We start from the raw sequence: 23,469 nt of genomic DNA on the forward strand, positions 1-23,469 counted from the left end.
CAAACACCCCCCGCGGGGGGCCGCCCCCCCCCCCCCCCCCCCCCGGGGGGGGGCCCCCCCCCCGCGCCCGGGCGCCCCCCCCCCCCCCGGGGGGGGGGGGGGGGGCGCCCCCCCCCCCCCGCCGCGGTTCTCGTCCACGGCGTTCCGGTCCGCCGCCGAAGCGGTCCCGGTCCGCCGCCGTTCGCGTCCGCTGCGTCAGCAGCTGCGGTCGACGAGGTCGAACGACTCGTAGTGGTCTGCGGTGTAGTAGTCCTCGTCCTTCTTCTCACCGGCCACGATGCGCCGCGCACCGCGGTCGGGCGAGCCAGGAGTGATCACGGTGTACTCGTGGTAGTAGCCCGTGCTCTGCGAGGGGAGGATGCCCTCGCGGTTGTCGAAGACGGTGCCGTCCTTCGGGTAGGGGAAGGGCCCGCCCTTCTCGATCAGGTCCAGGGTGTCGTGGGCCTGGGAGGGCAGCTTGGAGTAGCAGATGTCGCCGACCGCGTTCACCTGCACGGTCTTTGCGTGCGCCGTCGCGGCGTACGCGGTGACCTGGTGCGGGGTGGCGACGGCGGGCGTGGCGGCGACCGCGGTGCCGCCGATGAGCAGGGCCGATGCGAGGGCGCCGGCGGCGCCGATGCGGGTGATCCGTGGGGGGATTCTCATGCCTTTCAGCATGACGCGCGTAGACATGGCCCTGTCAATCCCAACGGGCTTAAGTTTCCCGGGAGTTCACAGGATCCCCACCTTGACCACGCGCCCGCTCCGGGCCGTCGGCGGGTTTGCCTCAGAGGCAAAAGTTTTGCCTCTGAGGCGAAGGGTCGCTATACCGGGCATATGACCGATACGCGCAGGGACCCGCCCGCGGAGCGACGGACGGATCCGCTCCCGGCCGGGCTCTCCGACGAGCCACCGGCCGCCCCGGCCCCGACCGAGGAACTGTCCACGGTCGCCCCACGGTTGCGTGACCTGAGACGGCACAGCGGTCTGACCCTGGAGTCCGCGGCGCGCCGCGTCGGGCTGTCGCCGGCGCATCTGTCCCGGCTGGAGACCGGCCGGCGCCAGCCGTCGCTGCCGATGCTGCTGGCCCTCGCCCGTACGTACGGAACCACGGTATCCGACCTGCTCGGGGAGGCCGCACCCGAGCGGGACCCGATCATGCGGGCCGGCCGCGCCGAACCGTCGGAGGCCGGCGGCTGGACGTACTGGACCGTGGGCGGCGCCGGGCGGGCGATGCAGGCCCTGCGGGTGCATGTGCCGCAGCGGGCGCAGGGAGAGCTGGTGCGGGTGCACCCGGGGGAGGAGTGGCTGTACGTCCTCAAGGGACGGCTGCGGCTGACGCTCGGCGACGCGGTCCATGTGCTGGATCCCGGCGACGCGGCGCACTTCGACTCGCTGACGCCGCACCGGATCGCGGCCGCCTCTCGGGGCGGGACGGAGCTGCTGTTCGTCCACACGCTGCTGCAGAGCGGCGCCACGGAGCTGTGCCTGGGGGACGAGCCCCCGCGCCGCGGCCTGTGACACCCGACACCACCCCACCGAACCCCCCAGGGAAGGATCGCGCCGTGCCCGGACAGACCCCCGAGGACAGCCCCGCCCGGAAGTACGTCGAGACCAAGCCGCCCCGCGGGGTCTACGTCCGCGTCTTCATCTACGTCGTCGCCACGCATGTGCTGCTGGCGTTCATGAGCCTGCTGGTGTACGCCGCCAAGACCCGCTGAGCAGGGCCCGCCTCGGCCGGGGCCTGTCCGGTGGATCGCGACCTGGGTCCATCCATACGGCGGGAAAGTCCATTGCCTCCGCCCGCCGGGCGGGTAAAGCCTGCATGCGCACTCCGCTCCGCGCAGCCGCTCGCCGCACCGAGGAGACCGAAGGATGCCCCGTACGCGCACCGCCGCGGCCACCGCGTTCGCCCTGGCCCTCGCCACCGTCCCGCTGACGGGCATGACCGGGCCGCCGGCCACCGCCGCGGACGCCGGCCGCGCCCCGGACCGGCCCACGGCCCGGGCGCCCCTCTCCCCCACCCCGCAGTCCGTCCACGCCCGCCGGGACCGGGTCACCATCACCCCGTCCGTGACCGTCGTCGCGGGCCCCGGGGCCGACGCACCCGCGCTGGCCCTCGTCGAGAAGTCCCTCAAGGCCGCCGGCGCCGACCGGGTCGTCCGCGCCCGGCGGGCCCCGGCCGGCAAGCAGCTGACCGTCTACGTGGACGGGACGGGCGCGGCCCGCACCCTGCGGGGCCTGGGCACCCGCGACGCCGGCGGGCTGCCCGCGGAGGGCTACGCCCTGGCGCTCGGCGACGGCCGGATCGCGCTGTCCGGCAAGGATGCCACCGGGACCTACTACGCCGCCCAGACGCTCACCCAGCTGCTGCCGCACCGCTCCCGTCCCGGCGCCCGCGTCCAGGGCACCGTCGTACGGGACTGGCCGGCCACCCCGCTGCGCGGCGTCATCGAGGGCTTCTACGGCACCCCGTGGTCGCATGCGGCCCGCCTCGACCAGCTCGACTTCTACGCCGACCACAAGATGAACATCTACGTCTACTCGCCGAAGGACGACGCCTACCTGCGCGAGAAGTGGCGCGATCCCTATCCGGCCGACCGGCTCGCAGGGCTCAAGGAGCTGGTGGACCGGGCGCGGCAGCGGCATGTGGAGTTCACCTACGCGCTCTCGCCCGGCCTGTCCGTCTGCTACAGCTCGGAGGCGGATCTCAAGGCGCTGACCGCCAAGTTCGGGACGCTGTGGGACATCGGCGTACGGACCTTCGCGGTGCCGCTGGACGACATCAGCTACACGGACTGGAACTGCGCGGCGGACAAGGAGAAGTTCGGCACCGGCGGCGGAGCGGCGGGGGCGGCGCAGGCGTATCTGCTCAACCGGGTCGAGAAGGAGTTCATCGCCCAGCATCCGGGTGCCGAGCCGCTGCAGATGGTGCCGACCGAGTACTACGACGTGAAACCGTCGCCGTACAAGAAGGCGCTGGCCACGCAGCTGGACAAGGATGTGCTGGTGGAGTGGACGGGCGTGGGCGTGATCGCGCCGACGATGACCGTCGCGCAGGCCCGGCAGGCCCGGGAGGTGTTCGGGCATCCGATCCTGACCTGGGACAACTACCCGGTCAACGACTATGTGACCGGCCGGCTGCTGCTCGGGCCGTTCAACGGGCGCGAGCGCGGGCTGCCCGCGCAGCTGGCCGGGATCACCGCCAACCCGATGATCCAGCCGTCCGCGTCCAAGATCGCGCTGCACACGGTGGCCGATTACGCGTGGAACGACGCGGCATACGACCCGCGCGCCTCCTGGAGCGCGGCGATCGAGGAACTGGCCGGTGGCGATGCCCGTACGGCGCGGGCGCTGCGGGCCTTCGCGGACACCGGCTACGCCTCGTCGCTGAACCCGCGGCAGGCGCCCGAACTGGCCGCCGCCCTCGCGGAGTTCGGCAAGGACGGCAACGCCCGGCGGCTGGACGCGGCGCTGCGTACCGTCGAGGAGGCGCCCGCGGTGCTGCGCGACCGGCTCGCCGACCGCGGCTTCGTCGAGGACAGCGGGCCATGGCTGGATGCGACCGAGGCGTGGGGCGTCGCGGCCCGTACCGCCCTCCGGCTGATCGAGGCGACCAGGGCGGGCGACGACGCGACGGCATGGCGCCTGCGGCAGCGGATCCCGGAGTTGGTGAAGACGGCCACGTCCTTCGTCTATGTCGACATGAAGGGCAAGAAGATCCCGGTGGTGGTGGCGGACGGGGTGCTGGACACCTTTGTCGAGGACGCGGTCGCCGCGCATGACGAGGCGCTGGGCGTCATCGGCCGCCCCAAGGCCTCATCGGACCTCGCCGCCTATCAGGACAACGCCGTCTCCCGGATGGCCGACGGCGACGATGCGACGTTCTACTGGAGCGCGGCGGGGCCCAAGGCGCAGTCCGCCGTCGGGCTGGATCTGCGTACCGAGCGCCCGCTGGGCACCGTCACCCTCGCGATGGGCAAGAGCGGCAGCCCGGACGACTATCTGCACCACGGGGTCCTGGAGTATTCCTCCGACCGCACGCACTGGCGACCGCTGGCCGTCTTCGACGGCAAGCCGGAGGTGACCGCCGAACCGCCGGCGGGAACGACGGCCCGGTATGTGCGGGCCCGCGCCACCCAGGCGCAGGACAGCTGGCTGGCGGTACGGGAGTTCGCGGTCGCCGGGACCGATCGGGTGACGGTCGCCGGGGACCCGCCCGCGGCGCGGGGCGGGGCGCTGCGGGCGGCGGCGGACGGCGACCCGGCGACCGCCTATCGCGCGGCGCGGCCCGCCCGGCGGGGCGAGGCGCTGGAGTTCACGCCGGAGGCGCCCCGCGGCGCGCGGTCCGTGGTGGTGCTGCGGCCGCAGGGCGCACCGGCCGAAGCGGCGCAGGTCGAGGTCCGTACGGGCGGAGCCTGGCGCACGCTCGGCGCGCTGGGCGGCGCGTACACCCGGCTGGCGACGGGCGGCGGCCGGGTCGAGGGCGTACGGCTGGCGTGGCGGGACGGGGCGGGCGACGGCGAGCGGGCCCTTGAGGTCAATGAGGTGATTCTGCGCTGACCCGGGGCGTCCGGCGGCCCTACCCTCAGGCCCTGGCGCCGCCGGCCTCCGGCCTCACGGCCCGGGGTGACCGGACGGCACGGACCGCCCGGTCACCGGTTCACGGGGCGGCTACCGGCCGCCCAACTCCTTGTGGCGGTCGGCCAGTCGGCGCGCGCCCTCCTCGGTGAGCGAGCCGTGCAGCCGCAGCCGGGCGATGCCGCCGTCCGGGAAGATGTCGATCCGGACATGGGTGGCGCACGGGGCGTCGTGCAGCAGGAAGCGGTGGACGGTGTCGGGCTGCAGCCGGGTGCGCGGCAGCAGTTCGGTCCAGCTGCCGTCCTCGCCGTCCCGTCCGAACAGGGCGGCCCAGCCGGCCGAGTTGCCCTTCAGGTAGCCGGTGTCGATCTCGACGGCGCGGATGACGGACTGCTCGGTGAGGCGGTAGCGCACCCAGTCGTTGCCGCTGCCGCGGCGGCGCCGGGTCTCCCAGCCGTCGTCCATCTTGCGGGAGCGGCCCGGCTGGATGGTGTTGGTGGGCGAGGAGTAGAAGCGGTCCGAGGCGTCCTCGACCTGACCGCCGTTCTCCAGCGCGGCGAGGTCGAACGTGCCCAGCGCGGCGAGCCAGTTGGGGGCGGGCACGACCTCGCCGTGGACGCGGAGGCGGGCGACGCCGCCGTCGGGGTGCTGGTTGAGCCGCAGGTGGGTGAAGCGCCGTTCGGCGTCGATGGCGAAGCCGTTGGCGGCGTGTCCGCCGATGGCGGTGCGCGGTACGAGCGTCGTCCATTCGACGCCGTCGGAGAGCAGCTGCTCGGGCGACGGGGAGCCCACGACGCAGGCGCCCTCGACGCTGACGGACTGCGGGTAGTTGCCGCGGAAGTGGGCGGTGTCGACCACGATGCCGCGGATCACGCCGGGGGCGCCGAGTCGGATCAGCGCCCAGTCGCGGTCCTCGTCCGTCGGGAAGGGGTGCTCGCCGTCGGTGCCGCGGCGCCGCCGGGTCTCCCAGCCGTCCATGATCTTGCCCTTGTGGCCGAAGGCCTCGGGGTCGAAGTGGGCGGCCTCGGGCTTGAGGAGGTTCTCGCGCTCGGCGAAGAACTCGTCGTTCGCGGCGATCACCCCCGCGCCGAGCCGCCGGTCGGCGAGGTCGGGCAGGTGGGTGAAGGGGAAGCCGTCGGGGCCCGGGGTGCGGTAGTCGGCGTACGGGTCGCCGCCTCCGTAGGGGCTCGCATCTCCGGTGTAGCAGGGGAACTCGGCGGTCGTCATACGCGGTCCGCCCTTTCGAGAAGCTCGCCGGTGGGCTCGGCGAGGGTGGCCCCGTCGTTGATCTGCCGGCCGCGCAGCCAGGTGGAGCGGACGACGCCGTACAGCGTCTTCCCGGCGTACGCGGTGATCTTGTTGCGGTGCTGGAGCGCCTGCGGGTCGACGGTGAAGGTCTCGTCCGGCGCGAGGACCGCGAAGTCGGCGTCCCGGCCGGGCTCGATGGCGCCCTTCCGGCCGAGGCCGACCAGCGCCGCGGGGGCGGTGGCCATCCAGCGCACGACGTCGTCCAGGGTGTGGCCGCGCTCGCGGGCCGCCGTCCAGATGGCGGGCAGGCCGAGCTGGAGGGAGGAGATGCCGCCCCAGGCCGCGCCGAAGTCGGCGGTCTTGAGGTCGGCGGTGGAGGGCGAGTGGTCGGAGACGATGCAGTCGATGGTGCCGTCGGCCAGGCCCTGCCAGAGCGCGTCCTGGTTGGAGGCCTCGCGGATCGGCGGGCAGCACTTGAACTCCGTTGCGCCGTCCGGGATCTCCTCGGCGGTCAGGGTCAGGAAGTGCGGGCAGGACTCCACGGTGATCTTGACGCCCTCGCCCTTGGCGGCGGCGATCAGCGGCAGCGCGTCGCTGGAGGACAGGTGCAGGACGTGCACCCGGGCGTCCAGCAGCTTGGCCAGGGCGATCAGCCCGGCGATGGCGTCGTCCTCGGAGACGCGGGGGCGGGAGGCGAGGAAGTCGACGTACTTGGGGCCGTGCGCCTCGGGGGCGGCGTCCAGGTGGCCCGGGTCCTCGGCGTGCACGATCAGCAGACCGTCGAAGCCGGCGATCTCCCCGAGGGCGGCGGCCAGCTGCTCCTGGTCGAGCTGGGGGAACTCGTCCACGCCGGAGGGCGACAGGAAGCACTTGAAGCCGAAGACCCCGGCGTCGTGCAGGGGGCGCAAGTCCTTGACGTTGCCGGGGATGGCGCCGCCCCAGAAGCCGACGTCGATATGCGCCTTGCTGCGGGCGACCTCGCGCTTGGTGTCGAGGTGGGCGGCGGTGGTGGTAGGGGGAAGGCTGTTGAGCGGCATGTCCACGAGGGTGGTGATACCGCCGGCCGCGGCCGCGCGGGTGGCCGTCCAGAAGCCCTCCCACTCGGTGCGGCCGGGGTCGTTGACGTGGACGTGGGTGTCGACGAGACCGGGCAGCAGGACGTCGTCGCCGAAGTCCTCGACCCGCGCCCCGGCCGGGGCCTCGGCGTCGTGCGGCAGCACCGCGTCGATCTTCCCGTCCCTGACGGTGACGGACGCGGCGCGCGTCCCCTCCGGGGTGACGACGCGCGTGGAACGCAGCACCAGCTCTATTTCGGACACCCGGTCCCCTCCTCGTATCGTGTCTTCATCGTTGCGTGACGGCGCTCGGTACGCACGGCCACCGGGCTCGCTCCGTCCGGAGCGGGGAATTCGCTCCGTGACGACATGCGGAATTCAACAGTCTGTTGAATGAGTCTTCACTCCGGACCCCGGCCCGTCAAGACCCCTTCGCCGGCACTGGCGCGACGGCCACCGCACGGCCCTCGGGAACCACCGGCTCCGCCACCCCACCGCCCCTGACCTGCGACGGGATAATCTCCTCCGGGATCGGCCCGGCGCCCGCCGCGATCCGCCCACGGCGCGCGAGCGCGGCGTAGAGCGCCCCGGAGATCCCCATCCCGAAGATCCAGGAGAACGGCGCCAGCACATCGAAGGCCGGCACCAGAGCGAGCCCGGCGGAGACCGCCGCGGCCGGCAGAAAGGCGAGCACGGCCTTCGGGTTGTAGCCGCGGCGATAGAAATACGCCCCCTCCGCATCGGCCGAGAACAGCGCATCGACATCGATCCGGCCGCGCCGTATCAGGTAGTAGTCGACGAGCAGAATGGCCACCAGCGGGCCGAGGAAGGCACCCAGGGCCCCCAGGAAGTACTGGATCACCAGCGCCGAGGAGTACAGCTTCCAGGGCATGACGAGGACCGCCAGCACCGCCGTGATCATGCCGCCGCGCTTGAAGTCCAGATACTTCGGCGCGAGGTTGGCGAAGTCGTAGGCGGGCGAGACGAAATTGGCGACGACGTTGATGCCGATGGTGGCAACGATGAAGGCCAGCGCGCCGATGACCGTCACCACCGGATTGTCGATCTTCTCGATCACCTTCACCGGGTCGTAGATCGCCTCACCGAAGACGGAGATGGTGCCCGCGGTGACCAGGACGGCGACCACCGCGAAGGCCGTGAAGTTCACCGGCAGCCCGATCAGATTGCCGCGCCGGTACGAGCCGTGATCGGGCGTGAACCGCGCGAAGTCCGCATAATTGAGAACCAGCGTCAGGAACGTGGCCACGGTCAGGCTGACCGCGATCAGACTCTGCTCCACCTGCGAGGCACCGCTGAGACCGGTGAGGCTGCGGGTCAGCGAGATGTCGCCGCCGGCCTTGACGACCAGATAGACCGCGAGCGCCAGGACCACGAGCCAGACCACCGGGCCGGTCGCGAAGTCCTGCACCTTGCGGATGAACTCCATCCCCCGGGTCAGCAGGACCGCCTGCAGCCCCCACATCACCATGAATGCGATCCAGCCCAGGGTGGACAGGCCCAGCACCGAGTTGTGGTTATACGTGGCCAGGCCGGGCGCGATCTGCAGGGTCAGCAGGACCACCGCCGTCGAGGCGAGCCAGGTCTGGATGCCGTACCAGGCCACCGCCATGATCGCGCGCAGCAGCGCGGGGATGTTGGCGCCGTAGACGCCCCAGCTGGCGCGCGCGAGCACCGGATAGGGAACGCCGGTCCGATGGCCCGCGTGCCCCATGCGATTCATCAGCCAGTAGACGATCGTGATGCCGACGAGCAGGGACAGGAACACCTCCCAGGCCGGCAGCCCGAGGACGAACAGGCTGGCGGCGAAGGCGTAGTTGCTGATCGCGTGGGTGTCGGACATCCACAGCGCGAAGATGCTGTACGTGCCCCATTTGCGCTCGGCGGCGGGCGCGAGGTCCTCGTTGAAGAGGCGGGGGTCGGGTGGCGCGGGGAGCTGCTTGTTCTGCGGGGACGTTGGCATGTGTCCTCCCGGGCAGGTGGGGTGGAGCTCAGGGACCGGTGGTCGGGTGTCGGATCCAGTGGTGTCGTCGGCCGGTGCTGTCGTCGGCCAGTGGTGCCGTCGGCCAGTGGTGCCGTCGGCCTGCAGCCGGTTGAACGCGGCCACGGGACGTAGTTGTCAGTTGTCAGATGCCTGATGTCTGTGGGGAAAATTCGACCTCGTGCGAGGAGGCCTGAACGCGCCCCTGGGGCAGCCGGAGATGCGCGCTCAGCGGCCAGGAACCGATGGCCTTCGGTCGCGGTGGCGCGAAGCTGCGGCCCGTACTGGTGGTCAGCCCGAGGCCGACGACCGCCTCCGCGAACTTCACCGCGGCGGCGACCCCGTCGACAACCGGCACCCCGAGCGCCGCCGCGACCCTCTCCTGGAGCCCGGCCATCCCCCCGCACCCCAGGCAGATCACCTCGGCCCCGGCCCGTACGACCTCGCGGGCGGTCTCGATGATGACCTCGACGGTGCGCTCCGGGTCCTCCTCCAGCTCCAGGACGCCGAGGCCGGTACCGCGGACGGCGGCGCAGCGCTGGAGCAGTCCGGCGGTCAGCAGCCGGTCCTGGATCTGCGGCACGGAGCGGTCGAGGGTGGTGACGATCCCGTAGGCGTGCCCCAGCATCATGGCCATCTGGGCGGCGCTCTCGGTGATGTCCAGTACGGGGACGTCCAGCAGCTCCTGGGCGCCCTCCCGGCCCGGTTCACCGAAGCCGGCCATGACCAGCGCGTCGAAGGGCGTATCAAGGGTGGCGAGCCGGTCCAGGACGGCCGCGGCGCTGAGGTAGCCCTCGAAGTGACCCTCGATCGACTCCGGGCCCCAGAGAGGTTCGGTGGCGATGATCCGGGTCCCCGGGGCGGCGACGGCGGTGGCGGTGGCGCGGATCGAGGCGGTCATGGAAGCCGTGGTGTTCGGGTTCATGACGAGAATGCGCATGACACTCCAGCAATTTGGAGGATTCCACAGAATGGACAGTAGGTTTCGCGCAGCAGAACGTAGCTACGACCACTGGCACCGTCAAGGGATGGCGAGTAGGGAAGGGGACCTTCTCGCTCCTCAAGACGATCTGCACCCTGACCGGCGGGAACGAGTGTGCGAGAGACCGTGTGTCAATGAGAGGGGACCGGTAGGCTGCTCCGGTCGGGCCCGGCGCCCGAAAGCCTTCGGGCACGCACCTGCCGAGACCGACCTGACCCGCCCCGAAAGGAACGCGACGTGCCGCCGTCCAGCGCCAGCACCTCCGCCGCCGAAGCCAAGCCCACAGGCGCCAGCGGCGGCGTCCAGTCCCTTGAGCGCGCCTTCGACCTGCTCGAGCGGATGGCCGACGCCGGTGGCGAGGTCGGCCTCAGCGAACTCTCCGGCAGCAGCGGACTTCCGCTCCCCACCATCCACCGCCTGATGCGCACGCTCGTGGCCTGCGGCTATGTCCGCCAGCAGCCCAACCGCCGGTACGCCCTCGGCCCCCGCCTGATCCGGCTGGGCGAGAGCGCGTCGAGGCTGCTGGGCACCTGGGCCCGGCCGTATCTGGCCCGCCTGGTGGAAGAGACCGGCGAGACCGCCAATATGGCGCTGCTGGACGGCGACGAGATCGTGTACGTCGCACAGGTCCCCTCCCGGCACGCGGTGCGCATGTTCACCGAGGTCGGACGCCGCGTCCTGCCGCACTCCACCGGGGTCGGCAAGGCGCTGCTGGCCAACCACCCGTCGGAGGAGGTCCGCGCGCTGCTCGGCCGTACGGGCATGCCGGCCGCGACCGAGAAGACGATCACCGACCCGGACACCTTCCTCGATGCGCTCGCCGATGTCCGGCGGCTCGGCTACGCGGTGGACGACAACGAGCAGGAGATCGGCGTCCGCTGCTTCGCGGTGCCGGTGCCCAACTCCCCCACGTCGGCGGCGATCTCCATCTCGGGCCCCACGGGACGCGTGACGGAAGCGTCGACGGAGAAGATCGTGCCGGTGCTGCAGGAGATCGCGGCGCAGCTCTCGGTGGCGCTGGCGAGCCAGTCACCGGCATAGGGGGCAGCGAGCGGGACCGGGGCTCCCTCGGGCCTTCGGGCCACCTGGCCATCGGCCGTCAGACTTCGGGCCGCGATCCGGGGCCGTGGCCGGGGCGCGTTCGCTCCGGCCCGCGCCGGGCTGCGCTTCCGTGCACCCGTTCACCGGCCGCGGGGCAGCTCACCGAAACTGTCGATTCCCTCGCGCACCTCGGTCAGCGCGGGCGACAGCGCGCTCACCGAGCCGACCGCCCCCGCGATCAGCAGCAGCGAACGCCGCAGGCGGGGCACTTCGGGCATCCCGTGGCTCACCATCGCATCAAGCGCGGCCAGCTCCTCATCGGCGGCGGCACGGTCGGGTAACTCCCCTGGAAGTACGGCCAGTTGGCGCCGCAGCCGGGCCACCGCGCCGCGCAGCACCTCGACCCGTACATCGCCCTCTCCCCCGGTCATCTGCCCGGCCACTCGCCCGCGCCTCTGCCTCTGCGTCTCCACCTGCACCTGCATCTGTAGCCGTGTCTTTGCCTGCACCCGGGTCCGCACCTGTTCCACAACGACAGCGGCCTCCATGCTCGTTGACCGTTTCACAATGCGGGACAGTTAACGCCACTCTGTGGTGATCGCGCCATACGGAGAGCGAAATATTCCGATCACCGGGGGGAACGGCTGGGGCGGCCCTGGCAGGCGGGCCCCGGGCGCCGGTTCCGGTGCGTTGGCCTCCTGCCGGGGGCCGTTGAGGGGCGGGCGACGGGTGCGGGGTCACGGGTGAGTCGGTCGACTGCGGGCGATCCCGATGAGGTGGGCGACGGGTGCGGCTCGCGGGTGGGGCGAGTGAGCCGAGTGGCCTCCGTGGGGCCTGTGGGCCGGGTGGATCGGCGGGACGGGTGGGCCTGGCGACCGCCGCGGGTGCGGTGGGTCGGCGGCTGTCGTCATGGGCGGGTCACCCTTGGGAGACCGCACCAATTCCGGCCATTCCCGGCCACATTGCCGCGGTTCCTGGTGGCGCTTCGGGGCACCCCTTGGTTTTTTCCCCGCCGCCCACGCACCTGTTGGTTTTTTCCCCGCCGCCCACCCCCCTTCGGGGGGTGGGCGGGTCAGGAAGGGCGGTTCGGGGGCGGGGGGCGGGGGCGGGTCCGGGTCAGCACCCACCCAGAGGGCGGGAGAACCGCGGGAGCAGCCGATGCCCACCGAAACGCTCAGAGGCCGCGAGGCGGCCTCTGAGTGGGCGCGGCGGGCCAAGGGTTGGGCCGCGCCCCAAAGCCGGCCAGAGGCAGCCCGAGCCGGGCAGCGGACCACCGCCCCGCACCGCCCGGAGCCCGCCACGACCCGCACCGGTGCGGTTCAGGGTCAGCCCCGGGCCGCCCCCGCACAAGCGCCGCTACAAGCGCCGCTCACTGGTTGGTGTCGGCCTCCGTCGCGTTGCGCCACACCCGTACGTCGACGGTGATGTAGCGGCTCGGGGACTGCTCGGGCGCGGAGCGCTTGTACGTGATCAGCGCGATCGTTCCGTAGTTGGTGGTCAGGCAGATCTGCGAGCCCTTGCTGAGCTGCTTGGAGACGATGCTCGTGGTGAACCGGGTTTCGGCCCGGCAGGTGTCGAGCGTGCCCTCCTGGCCAGGGTTGAGCAGCACCAGCTTGCCGGTCTCAGTGCTGACCGAGTCGTCCGAGTATTCGTTGTCGTCGTACTGGAAGTCGACGTCCGAGCCGCCCTCGGCCTTCGGCTTGAGCGGAGAGTCGGCCATGGACAGGTGATAGCTGTCCGTCAGGTCGACGTCCTTGGTGTCGACCGGCTCGGGGTCCGCAACCGGCTCGCTCGAGCCGTTGTTGCCGCCCTGGGCACCGGGGCTCGCCGTACCCCCGCTGGGGTCCGCGGACGCGTCGCCGCTCGTCGGCTTCTTCTTGTCGCCCTTGTTGCCGGCACCGTCCGCCTGATCCTTCGCCTTGCCGTCGCCCTTCATGACGTAGTAGACGGCGGTGCCGCCCGCTCCCGCGAAGACCAGCATGCAGGTCAGCGCCAGGGCCGTGACCAGCCCCTTGCGCTTCTTCTTCGGCGGCTGCGGGGCCGGCGCGTGGCCGGCCGGGCCGCCCCCCACCTGGGTCAGGGGCGCGGTGGCGTTGGCGGTCGGCGCGTAGGCCGCCGGGCCGAAACCGGGCGGCGGGGTCTGCGGGTGGCTCGGCGCGGTCGGCACCGGAGGGGCCGGCGGGTGCGCCGGCGCCTGCGGAGCGGCCGACTGCCGGCCGAGCGGCTGCGTGGCCGGTGACTCCACCGGGGGCGGCGGGGCCTGCGCGGGCGCGGGCGCCGCCGTACGCGCGGTGATGTCCGCGGCCACCGCGGTGGGCAGCCAGTCCTCGGGGCGGCGCAGTTGCGTCTGCCCGGAGGCCTCGCCGCACAGCGCGATCACCTCGGCGACGGACGGCCGGTCCGCGGCTTCCTTGGCGAGGCAGCGGGAGACCAACTCGCGCAGCTCGTCGGGGAGTCCGGTCAGATCCGGCTCCTCGTGGACGATGCGGTAGAGCACACCGTGCGAGGTGCCCTCACCGAACGCCGGGGTGCCGATGGCCGCGTACGCCGCCACCTGGCCGAGCGCGAAGATGTCGGTGGCGGGGGTGATGGTGCTGCCGGCGGCCTGTTCGGGCGCCATGAACGTGGGTGTGCCGACCGTGACGCCGCTGCTGGTCAGGGACGTGGCATCGGCGGCGCGCGCGATACCGAAGTCGATGACCCGCGGACCGTCGGCGGCGAGCAGGACGTTGGACGGCTTCAGGTCCCGGTGGACGATCCCCGCGCCATGGATGACCTGCAGCGCTTCGGCGATCCCGGCGACCATCAACAGCACGGTGGGGACCGGCAGCTTGCCGTGCTCGGCGATCGCCGCGGAGAGCGAGGGGCCGGGCACGTACGCGGTCGCGAGCCAGGGGCTGGCGCCATCGGAGTCGCTGTCGATGACCGGGGCGGTGAACAGCCCCTGGACGCGCTGCGCGGACTGCACCTCCTGCTTGAAGCGGCGACGGAATTCCGCGTCCTCGCTGAACTCGGGGCGGATCACCTTGATGGCGACCGGACGGCCACCAGGCGTGTACGAGAGATAGACCTTGCCCATGCCGCCGGCGCCGAGCTTCGCCGCAAGGCGGTAGCCCGCGATCGCCCGCGGGTCATCACCTTCCAGCGGCTGGAAGATCCCGGACGAGCCCACACTGTTCACCATTAGGTCCCCCGACTCAGAAACTGGGCCCGCCGCGTCGGCACGGCGGCCACGATGTCCGCAACGGAGCAGAACTTTATCCGGCCAACCGCCGTGCCGTGACATCCGTCCCGCCCGGGTAGGCGCCATGTCCGAAGCGTCGGATTCGTGGCCGGATTTCGTCCCGTCGGCTGCGCAATGCCCCACTCCGCCCCGATCATGCATCAGACGTTCGTTCGCATCGTCACCCGTTGGCATGAGCGTGGGGAATCCGATGCGTATGGCGCGGCCTGATGGAGCACTCTCACGTTCAGGGAAATTTCCGGCATATCACTGGATCGGAGACTGTCTTGGAGCCCAACACCGGCCCCGAATCCGGCCCGAACCCGCACCCCGTCAGCGTCGTACAGCTGATCTGCCGGGCATACGGCCTCACCGACGCGTCCGAGATCACCGTCGAGCACATACACCGCTACGTCACCGAGCACCGCCTCACCGACCACCGGACGCACCAACTCCGGGACCGGCTGCGGCCGAGGATCCCCCGTCAGCGGGCGTCGGGCGATGCGGCGTGAGCCAGGACGGCGCCGACAGGAAGGCGCGGGACGGGACGCCGTCGGTCCGGATGGCGTCGACCCGGACGACACCGGTCCGGACGCCGTCGGACAACACCGCGTCGGACAACACCGCGTCAGACGGCGCCGCGTCGGACAGTACGGCGTCGGACAGGGCGGCGTGAGACGGGACACCGTGCAGCCGGCCGCCATGAGGTAAGCACTCCCCATGGCTTCAACCTCACGGACAACAGCAACATCCCGGCCGCCTCAGTCGGCACCGCCTCCACCGGGACGGGTGGCCGGTCTCCTGCTCGCCGCGGGTGGCGGGCGGCGGCTGGGCGGGCGCCCCAAGGCGCTGCTCGGCCACCGGGGACGCCCCCTCGTCGAGCACGCCGCGCAGGTGTTGCGGGACGGCGGCTGCGACCCGGTACACATCGTGCTGGGCGCGGCCGCCGACGCCGTACGCGAGCGGGCCGACCTCGCCGCTTACGGCACGTCGGAGAATCCCGACTGGGCCCAGGGGATGGGCTCTTCGCTGCGCGTCGGACTCGCGGCGCTGGCCGGCTCCGGGGCGGATGCGGTCGTGGTGTCCCTGGTGGACCAGCCGGGGATCGGCGCCGCGGCGGTGGCGCGGGTGGTGGCCGCGTACGAGGGGCGCGCGTCGCTGGCATCCGCGGCGTACGGAGGCCGGCGCGGCCACCCGGTCCTGTTCGGCGCCGACCGCTGGGCGGACATCGCGGCGGGCGCGGAGGGCGACCGGGGGGCGCGCGACTATCTCCAGCAACACGCCGGTGTGATCAAGCTCATCGAATGCTCGGACGTGGCCGAGCCGTACGACATCGACACACCGGAGGATCTGCGGCGGCTGGAGTGACCGATCAGGGGCGCTACCAGGGACGCAGCCCGGGACACCGGGGAGCCCGGGACGCACCATGGAGAGTGACGGCGATGGCACTGAGAGCCATTTGATCTCCACTTCTGTCGACTCAGAGAATCTCGACATCAACAAACCATTGAAGTTCCGCGATAAGGAAACTACTCTCCACTGGTCAGAAGCGCCCTGAATCTCAGACGGCGCCCGCGACCGTATCCCGGAGTCCGCGGCACCCCGTGCCGCATGGGCGCCCCGGCGGCCGCCAGGCACCGCCGCTGAATGGAGTGACAGCCCATGTCCGCACCAGCGCCGTCCCCGCTGGCCATCGTCGAAGTCGACCCCGAACACACCCCTGCACGGCAGGACGAGGTCCTCACCGACGCCGCACTCGCCTTCGTCGCCGAGCTTCACCGGCGATTCACCCCGCGTCGCGACGAGCTCCTCGCCCGCCGCGGCGAGCGCCGCGCCGAGATCGCCCGCACCAGCACCCTGGACTTCCTCCCGGAGACCGCGCACATCCGGGCGGACGACAGCTGGAAGGTGGCCGCGGCGCCCGCCGCGCTCAACGACCGCCGCGTGGAGATCACCGGTCCCACCGACCGCAAGATGACCATCAACGCGCTCAACTCCGGCGCCAAGGTGTGGCTCGCCGACTTCGAGGACGCCTCCGCTCCCACCTGGGAGAACGTGGTCGGTGGCCAGCTCAACCTCATCGACGCCTACGAGCGCCGGATCGACTTCACGGACCCGAAGTCCGGCAAGTCCTACGCCCTCAAGCCCGCCGAGGAGCTCGCGACCGTCGTGATGCGCCCGCGCGGCTGGCACCTGGAGGAGCGCCACCTGCGCTTCGAGGGGACCCCCGTCCCCGGCGCCCTGGTGGACTTCGGCCTGTACTTCTTCCACAACGCCCAGCGCCTCCTGGACCTGGGCAAGGGCCCGTACTTCTACCTCCCGAAGACCGAGTCGCACCTCGAGGCCCGCCTCTGGAACGACATCTTCGTCTTCGCCCAGGACTACGTCGGCATCCCCCAGGGCACCATCCGCGCCACCGTCCTCATCGAGACGATCACGGCCGCGTACGAGATGGAGGAGATCCTCTACGAGCTGCGCGACCACGCCTCGGGCCTGAACGCCGGCCGCTGGGACTACCTCTTCTCCATCGTCAAGAACTTCCGTGACGGCGGCGCCACGTTCGTCCTCCCCGACCGCAACGCGGTCACGATGACGGCCCCCTTCATGCGCGCCTACACCGAACTCCTCGTTCGCACCTGCCACAAGCGCGGCGCGCACGCCATCGGCGGCATGGCGGCCTTCATCCCCAACCGCCGCGACCCCGAGGCCAACGAGAAGGCCCTGGCCAAGGTCAAGAACGACAAGGACCGCGAGGCCGGCGACGGCTTCGACGGCTCCTGGGTCGCCCACCCCGATCTGGTCAGGGTGGCCCGCGCCTCCTTCGACGCGGTCCTCGGCGACAAGCCCAACCAGAAGGACCGCCTGCGCGAGGACGTCTCGGTCGCGGCCGCCGACCTCATCGCCATCGACTCCCTCGACGCCAAGCCCACCTACCAGGGCCTGGTCGACGCCGTCCAGGTCGGCACCCGCTACATCGAGGCCTGGCTGCGCGGCCTGGGCGCCGTCGCCATCTTCGGCCTGATGGAGGACGCCGCCACCGCCGAGATCTCGCGCTCGCAGATCTGGCAGTGGGTCGACGCCGGCGTCGTCTTCGAGAACGGCGAGACGGCGACGGCCGACCTGGTCCGCAAGGTCGCCACGGAGCAGCTGGCCGCCATCCGCGCCGAGGTCGGCGAGGACGCCTTCACCTCCGGCAAGTGGCAGCAGGCCCACGACCTGCTGCTCCAGGTCTCCCTGGACGCCGACTTCGCCGACTTCCTCACCCTCCCGGCATACAAGCTGCTGGGCTGATCCCCGCGCCCGAAGGGCCCGTACGCGCCGCCGCACTGCGGGGCGTACGGGCCCTTCGTCATGCCCGGCGGGTGCGACGCGAGGGCGTTGTCAGTGGCGGGTCGTACGGTATGTGCATGAGCGATTACGACTCGTTACGCGTGCATCAACTGCTGGTCGGGGCGGCCGGATTGCTCCCCGTGGAGCTGGGCGAAGGGCGGCGGTTCGCGCTGTGGGAGCTGGGCGCGCCAGTGGAGCCGGCGTTGGGGGAAATCGTCGAGCCGGGGAGGCTGACCGGACCCCGGGAGCGGGGCTGCCGCCGCCGTCGTGGAGGAGGGATGGCCAGGGCGCGCCCGGTGGGGCACGGCCGTCCGCTACGGGGCCGGGTCCACGTTCCATGCCGCGGGCAGGTCGGCGCCGCAGAAGACGCAGACGAAGTCGTTCTCGCGCACGATGTTGTGCTCCTGGCAGCGTTCGCAGCGCCGGAACACCACCTGGTGCGTAAAGCCGCCGGGGTGACGGAGGCCGATGCGGTCCAGGGCCGCGGCGACGGCGGGCCAGGAGGTGACCTCGGGGCAGTAGCCGGTGGACTGGTTGGTGACCTCGCCGACCTTCCAGGCGTCCGCCGCGCGGCCGAAGCCCATCTCGCCGGCGCTCAGGACCCGTTCGCCGCCCGCGCATGCCACATGCTCGCTACGCCGCGACGCCAGTCGCAGAGAGCCGGTCAGGTCGATGACGAAGGTGAAGGGTTCGGCCAGGTCCGCTGGCGCGCACGAGGAGATCCAGGTGTGGAAGTCGGCCGCCGAGCCGATCGGCAAGGCTCCGGCGCCGGGCCGGACCGCGGCCATCAGCCCCGGGGGCCCGACATACCGGTAGCTCCTTCCGTACGCAGTCATGCGGGTCAACGTAGTCCGCCTAGGTGGCCATCGCGCCCACGGCGATGAAGGCGCAGATGAGGACGGCGAGGGTGAGGAGGAGGGGCCAGATGAAGCGGAGGTAGGTGTCGTAGCCGACCTTGGCGAGGGAGATGCCGCCCATGATGACGGCGGTGGTGGGGACCCAGAGGTTCATCCAGCCGCTGGCGGCCTGCCAGGCCGTGACGGCCACGGCGCGGGAGACGTGGGCGAAGTCGGCGAGTGGGGCGAGGATCGGCATGGCCAGGGTGGCGTGGCCGGAGGTGGAGGGGATGAGGAAGGCCAGGGGGAGGTTGACGACGTAGACCATGATCCCGAAGAGGGCGGACGGGGTGCCGGAGACCGCGCCTTCGATGGAGTGCAGGACGGTGTCGGTGATCTTGGAGTTGTTCATGATGACGGTGACTCCGCGGGCCAGCACGATGACGAGGGCGGGCGAGATGAAGTCGGCCGCGCCCTGGACGAACGTCGCGCTGAGCCGGGGTTCGGACATGCGGGCGATGATGCCGACGAGGACCGCCGCGACCAGGAACAGTGCCGCCAACTGGGGGAAGGACCAGCCGAGTTCGAAGGGGTAGGGGGTGGCGTCGGCTTCTCCGGTGAGGGCACCGGCCCAGGGGATCACCGAGAAGATCATGAAGGCGAAGACCAGGGCCACGGTCAGCAGGACGACTTTGTGGAGGGGGGTGAGGGGCGGGGGTTCCTCCGCGTCGGCGGTGTTCTGGGCGTGCTCGCGGTCGCCGGGGAGGAAGCCGCAGAGGGAGCGTTCGGGGTCGGTGCGGACGCGGCGGGCGTAGCGGATGACGTAGGCGATCGTGACGGCGGTGAGGACGAGCCACATGGTGAAGCGGAGGGCGATGCCGTCGCCCAGGGAGATCTCCGCGGCGGAGGAGGCGACGCCGGTGGCGAAGGGATTGACGGTGGAGCAGAGGACGCCGATCCCGGCGCCGAGGATGATCGTTCCGGTGGCGACGAGACGGTCATAGCCGAGAGCGAGCATCAAGGGGACGATCAGGCCGTAGAAGCCCAGGGTCTCCTCGGCGAAGCCTTCGACGGTGCCGAGGAGGGAGAAGACCGCCATGATGCCGGCGATGAGGAGGGCGCCGCGGTGGCGGAGGCGGTGGGCGAGACGGCCGATGCCGCGGTCGAGGGCACCGGTGGCGAAGACCACGGTGATGAAGGCCCCGATGGCGAGCACGAAGAGGAAGACGCCGGCGCTGCCGTACAGTTCGCCGGCCAGATCGGGGCCGACGCGGCCGGTGGCGGAGTCCCTGATGCCGTAGAGGCCGTTGACCGGGGAGAGGAAGAGGTCGGTGAGGCGGTCGAGGAAGGCCTGGCCGGAGGGCAGGCGGTGGTACGTGCCCTGGACGGGGCTGCCGGCGGCGGTGCGGCGGTAGGCGCCGGAGGGGATGAAGAAGGCCAGGATCCAGACCGCGAGGGTCACGATGACCAGGACGGTGAGGGCGCTGGGGAAGGTGAAACGGGGGCGGTGCGGGTGGCTCGGGGGCGCTTCTCCGGCCGGGGGCGGCCGGTGGGGCGGGCCCTCCCCTGCGGACGGGCCGGGCGGTTCCTCGGCGGCGGTCCGGTGCGGCGGGTCTTCGGCGGGAGACCGGTGGGGCGGCCTCCGGGGCGTGGGCCGGCCGGGGTTCGGGGGTTGCGGGTCGGTCATGCGGGGGCTCCGGCGTGGTGCATCGCCGCGTACTCGGCCAGGAAGGCGGTCACGGCGAGGAGGGCACCGCGGAGTTCGGAGAAGAGGACCCGTTCGTTGGGACCGTGCAGGTTGCTCAGGCTGTCCTCGGCGCCGAAGAGCAGGATCTCGGCGTGCGGCACGGCCTTGGCCAGGCCGTTGACCAGGGGGATGGAGCCGCCGCCGGCGGCGTGGACGGGGTCGCGGCCCCAGGCGCGGCGCAGTGCGGTGGCGGCCGCGCGGTAGGCAGGGCCGTCGGTGGCGGCCTCGTAGCCGGGGCCCGTCTCGCCGGGGGTGACGGTCAGGGAGACACCGAAAGGGCGCAGCCGTTCCAGGTGGCGCACGAGGGCGGCGAGGGCTTCCTTGGGGTCCTGGCGGGGATGGACGCGGAGGTTGAGTTTGGCGCGGGCGTAGGGGACGACGGCGGAGGCGGCGCGGTCGACGGGCGGCGCGTCCAGGCCGATGACGGTGAGGGCGGGGCCGCTCCAGAGCCGTTCGCCGAGGCCGCCGGAGCCGAGGAGCGGGGTGCCGCGGGTGACGCCGGCCAGTTCGCGGAACTCGTCGTCGCTGAAGGTCGTGCCGTGCCACGGTGCGCGGTGCAGGCCTTCGACGGCGACATCACCGTGCACGTCGTGCAGGGTCGCGAGGGCCTTGAGGAGGGTGAGCAGGGCGTCGGGGGCGGCGCCGCCGTATTGGCCGCTGTGCACGGCGGCGTCGAGGGTGCGGGCCTCGACGAGGAGATCGGCGGAGCCGCGCAGCGCGGTGGTGAGGGTGGGTGTGCCGGGGCGGATGTTGCCGGTGTCGGCGATGACCATCGCATCGCAGGCGACGAGGTCGGGGTCGGTGGGCGGATAGTCGTCGAAGGCGCTGCCGTACTCCTCCTGCCCCTCGAAGATGATCTTGATGCCGACCGGGGGCCGCCCGCCGAACGCCCGGAGCGCGCCGATATGGACCATCACATTGGCCTTGTCGTCGGCGATGCCGCGGGCGCGGATGCCGCCCTCGATGCCGGTGGGTTCGAAGGGCGGGGAGTCCCAGAGCCGCTCGTCGCCGGGCGGCTGGACGTCGTAGTGGCCGTAGAGCAGGACGGTGGGGGCATCCGGGGTGGGCGGCGGGACGGTGGCGGTGATGACGGGGGCGGTGCCGGGCAGGTTGAGTTCGCCGATGTCGGTGACGCCGGCATCCCTGAGCAGGGCGACGATCAGATCGCGCGCCTCGAGGACCGGTTCGGGTGAGAAACCGGGGAAGGCGATGGAGGGGATGGCCGCGAGTCGCTTGAGGTCGGCGGACACCCCGTCCATCAGGGCGTCGACGGTGGACTCCAGGCCGGGGGCCACCACACCGGACCGAGCGTGCCAGGTGTGCCGGGCGTGCCTGTGCGGATCGTTGGCTGCCTGATTCACCGCGAAACCCCTCTCCATGGCGCCGCCGGGGCGCCCGCGCCCATTGACTCACCGTCAGAGCCAGTGCAGCAGCATATGGGGCAAATGGGGAGTCAATGGGGCGTGTCGGGTGAGTGGCTTCCAGGGTTCCGGGGTTCTGAGGCTCCGGGTTCCGGTGCGGGTTTGCGGGCCCGCCTTCCGACTCCGGTTGCCCGCGCGCGGGATTGCGGCGCTACGAGGGCGGCCCACCCAGCGCGAGTGCGGCACGCAGGAGCGCATCGCGGGCACCCGTGCCGCGGCGCACCCGCGACATACGGTTCATCGCCCGCGACAGGCGGGCCAGCCGTTGGGTGGCCGGCCGGCGCCCGGCGTCGTAGGCACGCAAGGCGGTCGGCACATCGGGGGCAGTACGCAGGGCGGCGGCCAGCGCCACGGCGTCCAGCAGCGCTTCACACGCCCCGCGCCCCAGATCCGGGGTCATCGCATGGGCGGCGTCACCGATCAGGACCGTACGGCCGGCGAAGTAGCGCGGCAACGGCGGGGCGAGGCGGTAGAGATCGTGGCGCAGCACCTCACCCTCCTCCAGGCGGTCCAGGACGTCGCGTACGGCGGGGTGCCAGTGCCCGAAGCGGGCGCGCAGTGCGGCGATTTCCCCGTCGGGTGAGCGGGCGCCCTCGGGTGCGGGGCCGGTAGCGAACCAGTTGGTCCGGCCGCCTTCCTGCGGGGTGACGCCGAAGCGCCGCCCCTCCCCCCAGGTCTCGGTGCAGGTCCCGGTATCCCCGGCGACCGTGCCCCGCCAGCCGGTCGCGCCCACGTAAACCGGCCGGTACGCCGGGCCGAACAAGGCGGTCCGGGCGCGGCTGTTCAGGCCGTCGGCCGCGATGACCAGGTCGTACGCGGCCTCCAAGCCGGGCAGCCGGTCGGCGTCGACGGGCGCGCCGAAGCGCACCGCTCCGGGACCGGCGGCGCCGCGCAGGAGGCCCAGGAGGGCGGGGTGGGAGAGCAGATGGACGACGTCGCCGGTGCGGCGCGCCGGTCCGGCGACGTCGAGTGCGGCGATCCGGCGGCCGTCGGGACGCAGGAAGGCGCCGCCGGTCGCCGGTCGCCCCAGATCCCGTACGGCACCGCCGATGCCGAGTGCGTCGAGGGCGGCCAGGGCGGTGGGCCACAGGCCGAGGGCGGTGCCCGCGGGCGGGGCGGCGTCGGCGCGCTCCAGGATCTCGACCCGCCAGCCGTCGGCGCGCAGGGCGATGGCGGCGGCGAGCCCGCCGATGCCGCCGCCGATGACGACCGCGGAGGACCGGGCGCCCGGCGACGACCCTGTGCGCGGCGACGACCGCGTGCGGGGCAACAAGGGCCGCGCGGGCGATGAAGACGGTGTACGGGAGGAAGACGGTGTACAGGACAAGGACGCCGCCTGCGACGACGGATGCGCGACCGCGTGAGGCTTCATGTCCGCACGGTACTATGTTTGTAGTGGCCGGGCACTATGAACGTAGTAAAAGGACGGATGACGTGGCACGACGGCGGGACCAGGTACTGGACGCGGCGATCGAGGTACTGGGGGCCGAGGGGCTGCGACGGCTGACCTATCAGGCCGTGGACACCACCGCGGGCGTCCCCACCGGCACCACGTCCAACTACTTCCGCAACCGCACGGCCCTGATCGACGGCATCGTCGACCACCTCCAGGCTGTGGAGCGGCGCGAATGGGAGTCCTTCGCGGCGGGCACCGATCCGGCCGACCCCGGCGAACTGGCCGACGCGATGGCCGCCTTCGCCCGCCACGCCACCGGGCCGGCGCGGGCCCGTACGGCCGCCCGCTTCGCCCTCTTCCTGGAGTCGACGGCCCGGCCCGAACTGCGCGCCCCTCTCGCCCGGGGCCGGCAGACGGTCCTGGCCTGGGGTGCGGAGTGGGTGGGCCGCTTCGGCTCCGCCGCCCCGGACCGGCACGGCCGGATCCTGCTCGACCACCTCGACGGCGCCATCCTGCATCAACTCGCCTTCCCCGACGAGGACTTCGACCCGGCACCGGAGATCCGGGAGCTGCTGGGCGGGCTGCTGGGAAAAGGAGGTCGCGGCACGGGACCCCGTGTGGTGAAGTGACG

The 23,469-nt window shown here is 72.2% G+C and carries 19 protein-coding genes; 8 read left to right on the top strand and 11 right to left on the bottom strand.

Annotated features, from left to right (window positions below; all coding sequences use genetic code 11):
• Nucleotides 1–195 precede the first annotated feature (195 nt).
• A complete protein-coding gene (locus tag ACIGWZ_RS29330) occupies nucleotides 196–645 on the bottom strand; it encodes a ribonuclease (protein WP_400069709.1) in 450 nt (149 codons plus the stop codon).
• Nucleotides 646–816: 171 nt separating this feature from the next.
• On the opposite strand from ACIGWZ_RS29330, the gene ACIGWZ_RS29335 reads away from it, so the two are divergent.
• From ACIGWZ_RS29335 to ACIGWZ_RS29345, 3 genes are all read left to right on the top strand, one after another.
• Nucleotides 817–1,500 carry a helix-turn-helix domain-containing protein gene (locus tag ACIGWZ_RS29335; RefSeq protein WP_400069710.1) on the top strand — a complete coding sequence of 228 codons (684 nt, stop codon included), beginning with the start codon at nucleotides 817–819 and terminating at the stop codon, nucleotides 1,498–1,500.
• A gap of 44 nt (nucleotides 1,501–1,544) precedes the next feature.
• Nucleotides 1,545–1,700: a DUF6126 family protein gene (locus ACIGWZ_RS29340; RefSeq protein WP_400069711.1), complete on the top strand. Its 156-nt coding sequence runs from the start codon at nucleotides 1,545–1,547 to the stop codon at nucleotides 1,698–1,700.
• 154 nt (nucleotides 1,701–1,854) lie between these two features.
• A complete protein-coding gene (locus tag ACIGWZ_RS29345; protein WP_400069712.1) occupies nucleotides 1,855–4,542 on the top strand; it encodes a beta-N-acetylglucosaminidase domain-containing protein in 2,688 nt (895 codons plus the stop codon).
• 111 nt (nucleotides 4,543–4,653) lie between these two features.
• Here the strand turns inward: ACIGWZ_RS29345 and alc are convergent, their stop codons facing one another.
• From alc to ACIGWZ_RS29365, 4 genes are all read right to left on the bottom strand, one after another.
• Nucleotides 4,654–5,787 (bottom strand): allantoicase, encoded by a 1,134-nt coding sequence (gene alc / locus ACIGWZ_RS29350; protein ID WP_400069713.1) that lies wholly within the window; start codon nucleotides 5,785–5,787, stop codon nucleotides 4,654–4,656.
• A complete protein-coding gene (gene allB / locus ACIGWZ_RS29355) occupies nucleotides 5,784–7,127 on the bottom strand; it encodes an allantoinase AllB (RefSeq protein WP_400069714.1) in 1,344 nt (447 codons plus the stop codon). Before allB ends, alc begins: the two co-directional genes overlap by 4 nt.
• A gap of 157 nt (nucleotides 7,128–7,284) precedes the next feature.
• Entirely contained in the window at nucleotides 7,285–8,844 is a 1,560-nt protein-coding gene (locus tag ACIGWZ_RS29360) for an NCS1 family nucleobase:cation symporter-1 (RefSeq protein ID WP_400069715.1), read from the bottom strand.
• A 163-nt stretch (nucleotides 8,845–9,007) separates the two neighbouring features.
• Nucleotides 9,008–9,802: an aspartate/glutamate racemase family protein gene (locus tag ACIGWZ_RS29365; RefSeq protein ID WP_400069716.1), complete on the bottom strand. Its 795-nt coding sequence runs from the start codon at nucleotides 9,800–9,802 to the stop codon at nucleotides 9,008–9,010.
• Nucleotides 9,803–10,081: 279 nt separating this feature from the next.
• Between ACIGWZ_RS29365 and ACIGWZ_RS29370 the strand changes: the two genes are divergently transcribed.
• Nucleotides 10,082–10,885 carry an IclR family transcriptional regulator gene (locus ACIGWZ_RS29370; RefSeq protein WP_400069717.1) on the top strand — a complete coding sequence of 268 codons (804 nt, stop codon included), beginning with the start codon at nucleotides 10,082–10,084 and terminating at the stop codon, nucleotides 10,883–10,885.
• Between the two features lie 140 nt (nucleotides 10,886–11,025).
• Here the strand turns inward: ACIGWZ_RS29370 and ACIGWZ_RS29375 are convergent, their stop codons facing one another.
• On the bottom strand, nucleotides 11,026–11,316 hold the full coding sequence (locus ACIGWZ_RS29375) for a DUF5955 family protein (RefSeq protein ID WP_400069849.1): 291 nt from the start codon (nucleotides 11,314–11,316) through the stop codon (nucleotides 11,026–11,028).
• 938 nt (nucleotides 11,317–12,254) lie between these two features.
• A complete protein-coding gene (locus ACIGWZ_RS29380) occupies nucleotides 12,255–14,069 on the bottom strand; it encodes a protein kinase (protein ID WP_400069718.1) in 1,815 nt (604 codons plus the stop codon).
• Between the two features lie 326 nt (nucleotides 14,070–14,395).
• On the opposite strand from ACIGWZ_RS29380, the gene ACIGWZ_RS29385 reads away from it, so the two are divergent.
• The 3 genes from ACIGWZ_RS29385 (at nucleotide 14,396) to aceB (ending at nucleotide 17,399) form a co-directional block, all read left to right on the top strand.
• Entirely contained in the window at nucleotides 14,396–14,620 is a 225-nt protein-coding gene (locus ACIGWZ_RS29385) for a hypothetical protein (protein WP_400069719.1), read from the top strand.
• Nucleotides 14,621–14,897: 277 nt separating this feature from the next.
• Nucleotides 14,898–15,476, top strand: coding sequence for an NTP transferase domain-containing protein (locus tag ACIGWZ_RS29390; RefSeq protein WP_400069720.1), 579 nt, complete (start codon nucleotides 14,898–14,900; stop codon nucleotides 15,474–15,476).
• Between the two features lie 294 nt (nucleotides 15,477–15,770).
• Nucleotides 15,771–17,399, top strand: coding sequence for a malate synthase A (gene aceB / locus ACIGWZ_RS29395; RefSeq protein WP_400069721.1), 1,629 nt, complete (start codon nucleotides 15,771–15,773; stop codon nucleotides 17,397–17,399).
• 353 nt (nucleotides 17,400–17,752) lie between these two features.
• Here the strand turns inward: aceB and ACIGWZ_RS29400 are convergent, their stop codons facing one another.
• The 4 genes from ACIGWZ_RS29400 to ACIGWZ_RS29415 form a co-directional block, all read right to left on the bottom strand.
• A complete protein-coding gene (locus ACIGWZ_RS29400; RefSeq protein ID WP_400069722.1) occupies nucleotides 17,753–18,274 on the bottom strand; it encodes a hypothetical protein in 522 nt (173 codons plus the stop codon).
• A 19-nt stretch (nucleotides 18,275–18,293) separates the two neighbouring features.
• Complete coding sequence (locus ACIGWZ_RS29405; protein WP_400069723.1) at nucleotides 18,294–19,961, bottom strand: YfcC family protein; 1,668 nt, start codon at nucleotides 19,959–19,961, stop codon at nucleotides 18,294–18,296.
• Nucleotides 19,958–21,382, bottom strand: coding sequence for a M20/M25/M40 family metallo-hydrolase (locus tag ACIGWZ_RS29410; protein WP_400069724.1), 1,425 nt, complete (start codon nucleotides 21,380–21,382; stop codon nucleotides 19,958–19,960). The genes ACIGWZ_RS29405 and ACIGWZ_RS29410 overlap by 4 nt, the downstream gene beginning before the upstream one ends.
• A 211-nt stretch (nucleotides 21,383–21,593) precedes the next feature.
• The gene (locus ACIGWZ_RS29415) at nucleotides 21,594–22,715 is read right to left on the bottom strand and encodes an FAD-dependent monooxygenase (RefSeq protein WP_400069725.1); all 1,122 of its coding nucleotides are present in this window, start codon (nucleotides 22,713–22,715) and stop codon (nucleotides 21,594–21,596) included.
• Between the two features lie 161 nt (nucleotides 22,716–22,876).
• Here ACIGWZ_RS29415 and ACIGWZ_RS29420 point away from each other — a divergent pair, with 161 nt between their 5' ends.
• On the top strand, nucleotides 22,877–23,467 hold the full coding sequence (locus ACIGWZ_RS29420) for a TetR/AcrR family transcriptional regulator (RefSeq protein WP_400069726.1): 591 nt from the start codon (nucleotides 22,877–22,879) through the stop codon (nucleotides 23,465–23,467).
• Nucleotides 23,468–23,469 lie beyond the last annotated feature (2 nt).

Origin of the sequence: Streptomyces sp. NPDC053427 (assembly GCF_044544985.1) — a bacterium.
In the GTDB taxonomy this organism is placed as follows: domain Bacteria; phylum Actinomycetota; class Actinomycetes; order Streptomycetales; family Streptomycetaceae; genus Streptomyces.

Bases quoted from the DNA above. Each gene is read 5' to 3' on its own strand.
- ACIGWZ_RS29360 (WP_400069715.1), bottom strand. From the start codon at position 8,844: ATGCCAACGTCCCCGCAGAACAAGCAGCTCCCCGCGCCACCCGACCCC.
- aceB (WP_400069721.1), top strand. From the start codon at position 15,771: ATGTCCGCACCAGCGCCGTCCCCGCTGGCCATCGTCGAAGTCGACCCC.
- ACIGWZ_RS29330 (WP_400069709.1), bottom strand. From the start codon at position 645: ATGAGAATCCCCCCACGGATCACCCGCATCGGCGCCGCCGGCGCCCTC.
- alc (WP_400069713.1), bottom strand. From the start codon at position 5,787: ATGACGACCGCCGAGTTCCCCTGCTACACCGGAGATGCGAGCCCCTAC.
- ACIGWZ_RS29405 (WP_400069723.1), bottom strand. From the start codon at position 19,961: ATGACCGACCCGCAACCCCCGAACCCCGGCCGGCCCACGCCCCGGAGG.
- ACIGWZ_RS29375 (WP_400069849.1), bottom strand. From the start codon at position 11,316: ATGACCGGGGGAGAGGGCGATGTACGGGTCGAGGTGCTGCGCGGCGCG.
- ACIGWZ_RS29345 (WP_400069712.1), top strand. From the start codon at position 1,855: ATGCCCCGTACGCGCACCGCCGCGGCCACCGCGTTCGCCCTGGCCCTC.
- ACIGWZ_RS29380 (WP_400069718.1), bottom strand. From the start codon at position 14,069: ATGGTGAACAGTGTGGGCTCGTCCGGGATCTTCCAGCCGCTGGAAGGT.
- ACIGWZ_RS29365 (WP_400069716.1), bottom strand. From the start codon at position 9,802: ATGCGCATTCTCGTCATGAACCCGAACACCACGGCTTCCATGACCGCC.
- ACIGWZ_RS29335 (WP_400069710.1), top strand. From the start codon at position 817: ATGACCGATACGCGCAGGGACCCGCCCGCGGAGCGACGGACGGATCCG.
- ACIGWZ_RS29400 (WP_400069722.1), bottom strand. From the start codon at position 18,274: ATGACTGCGTACGGAAGGAGCTACCGGTATGTCGGGCCCCCGGGGCTG.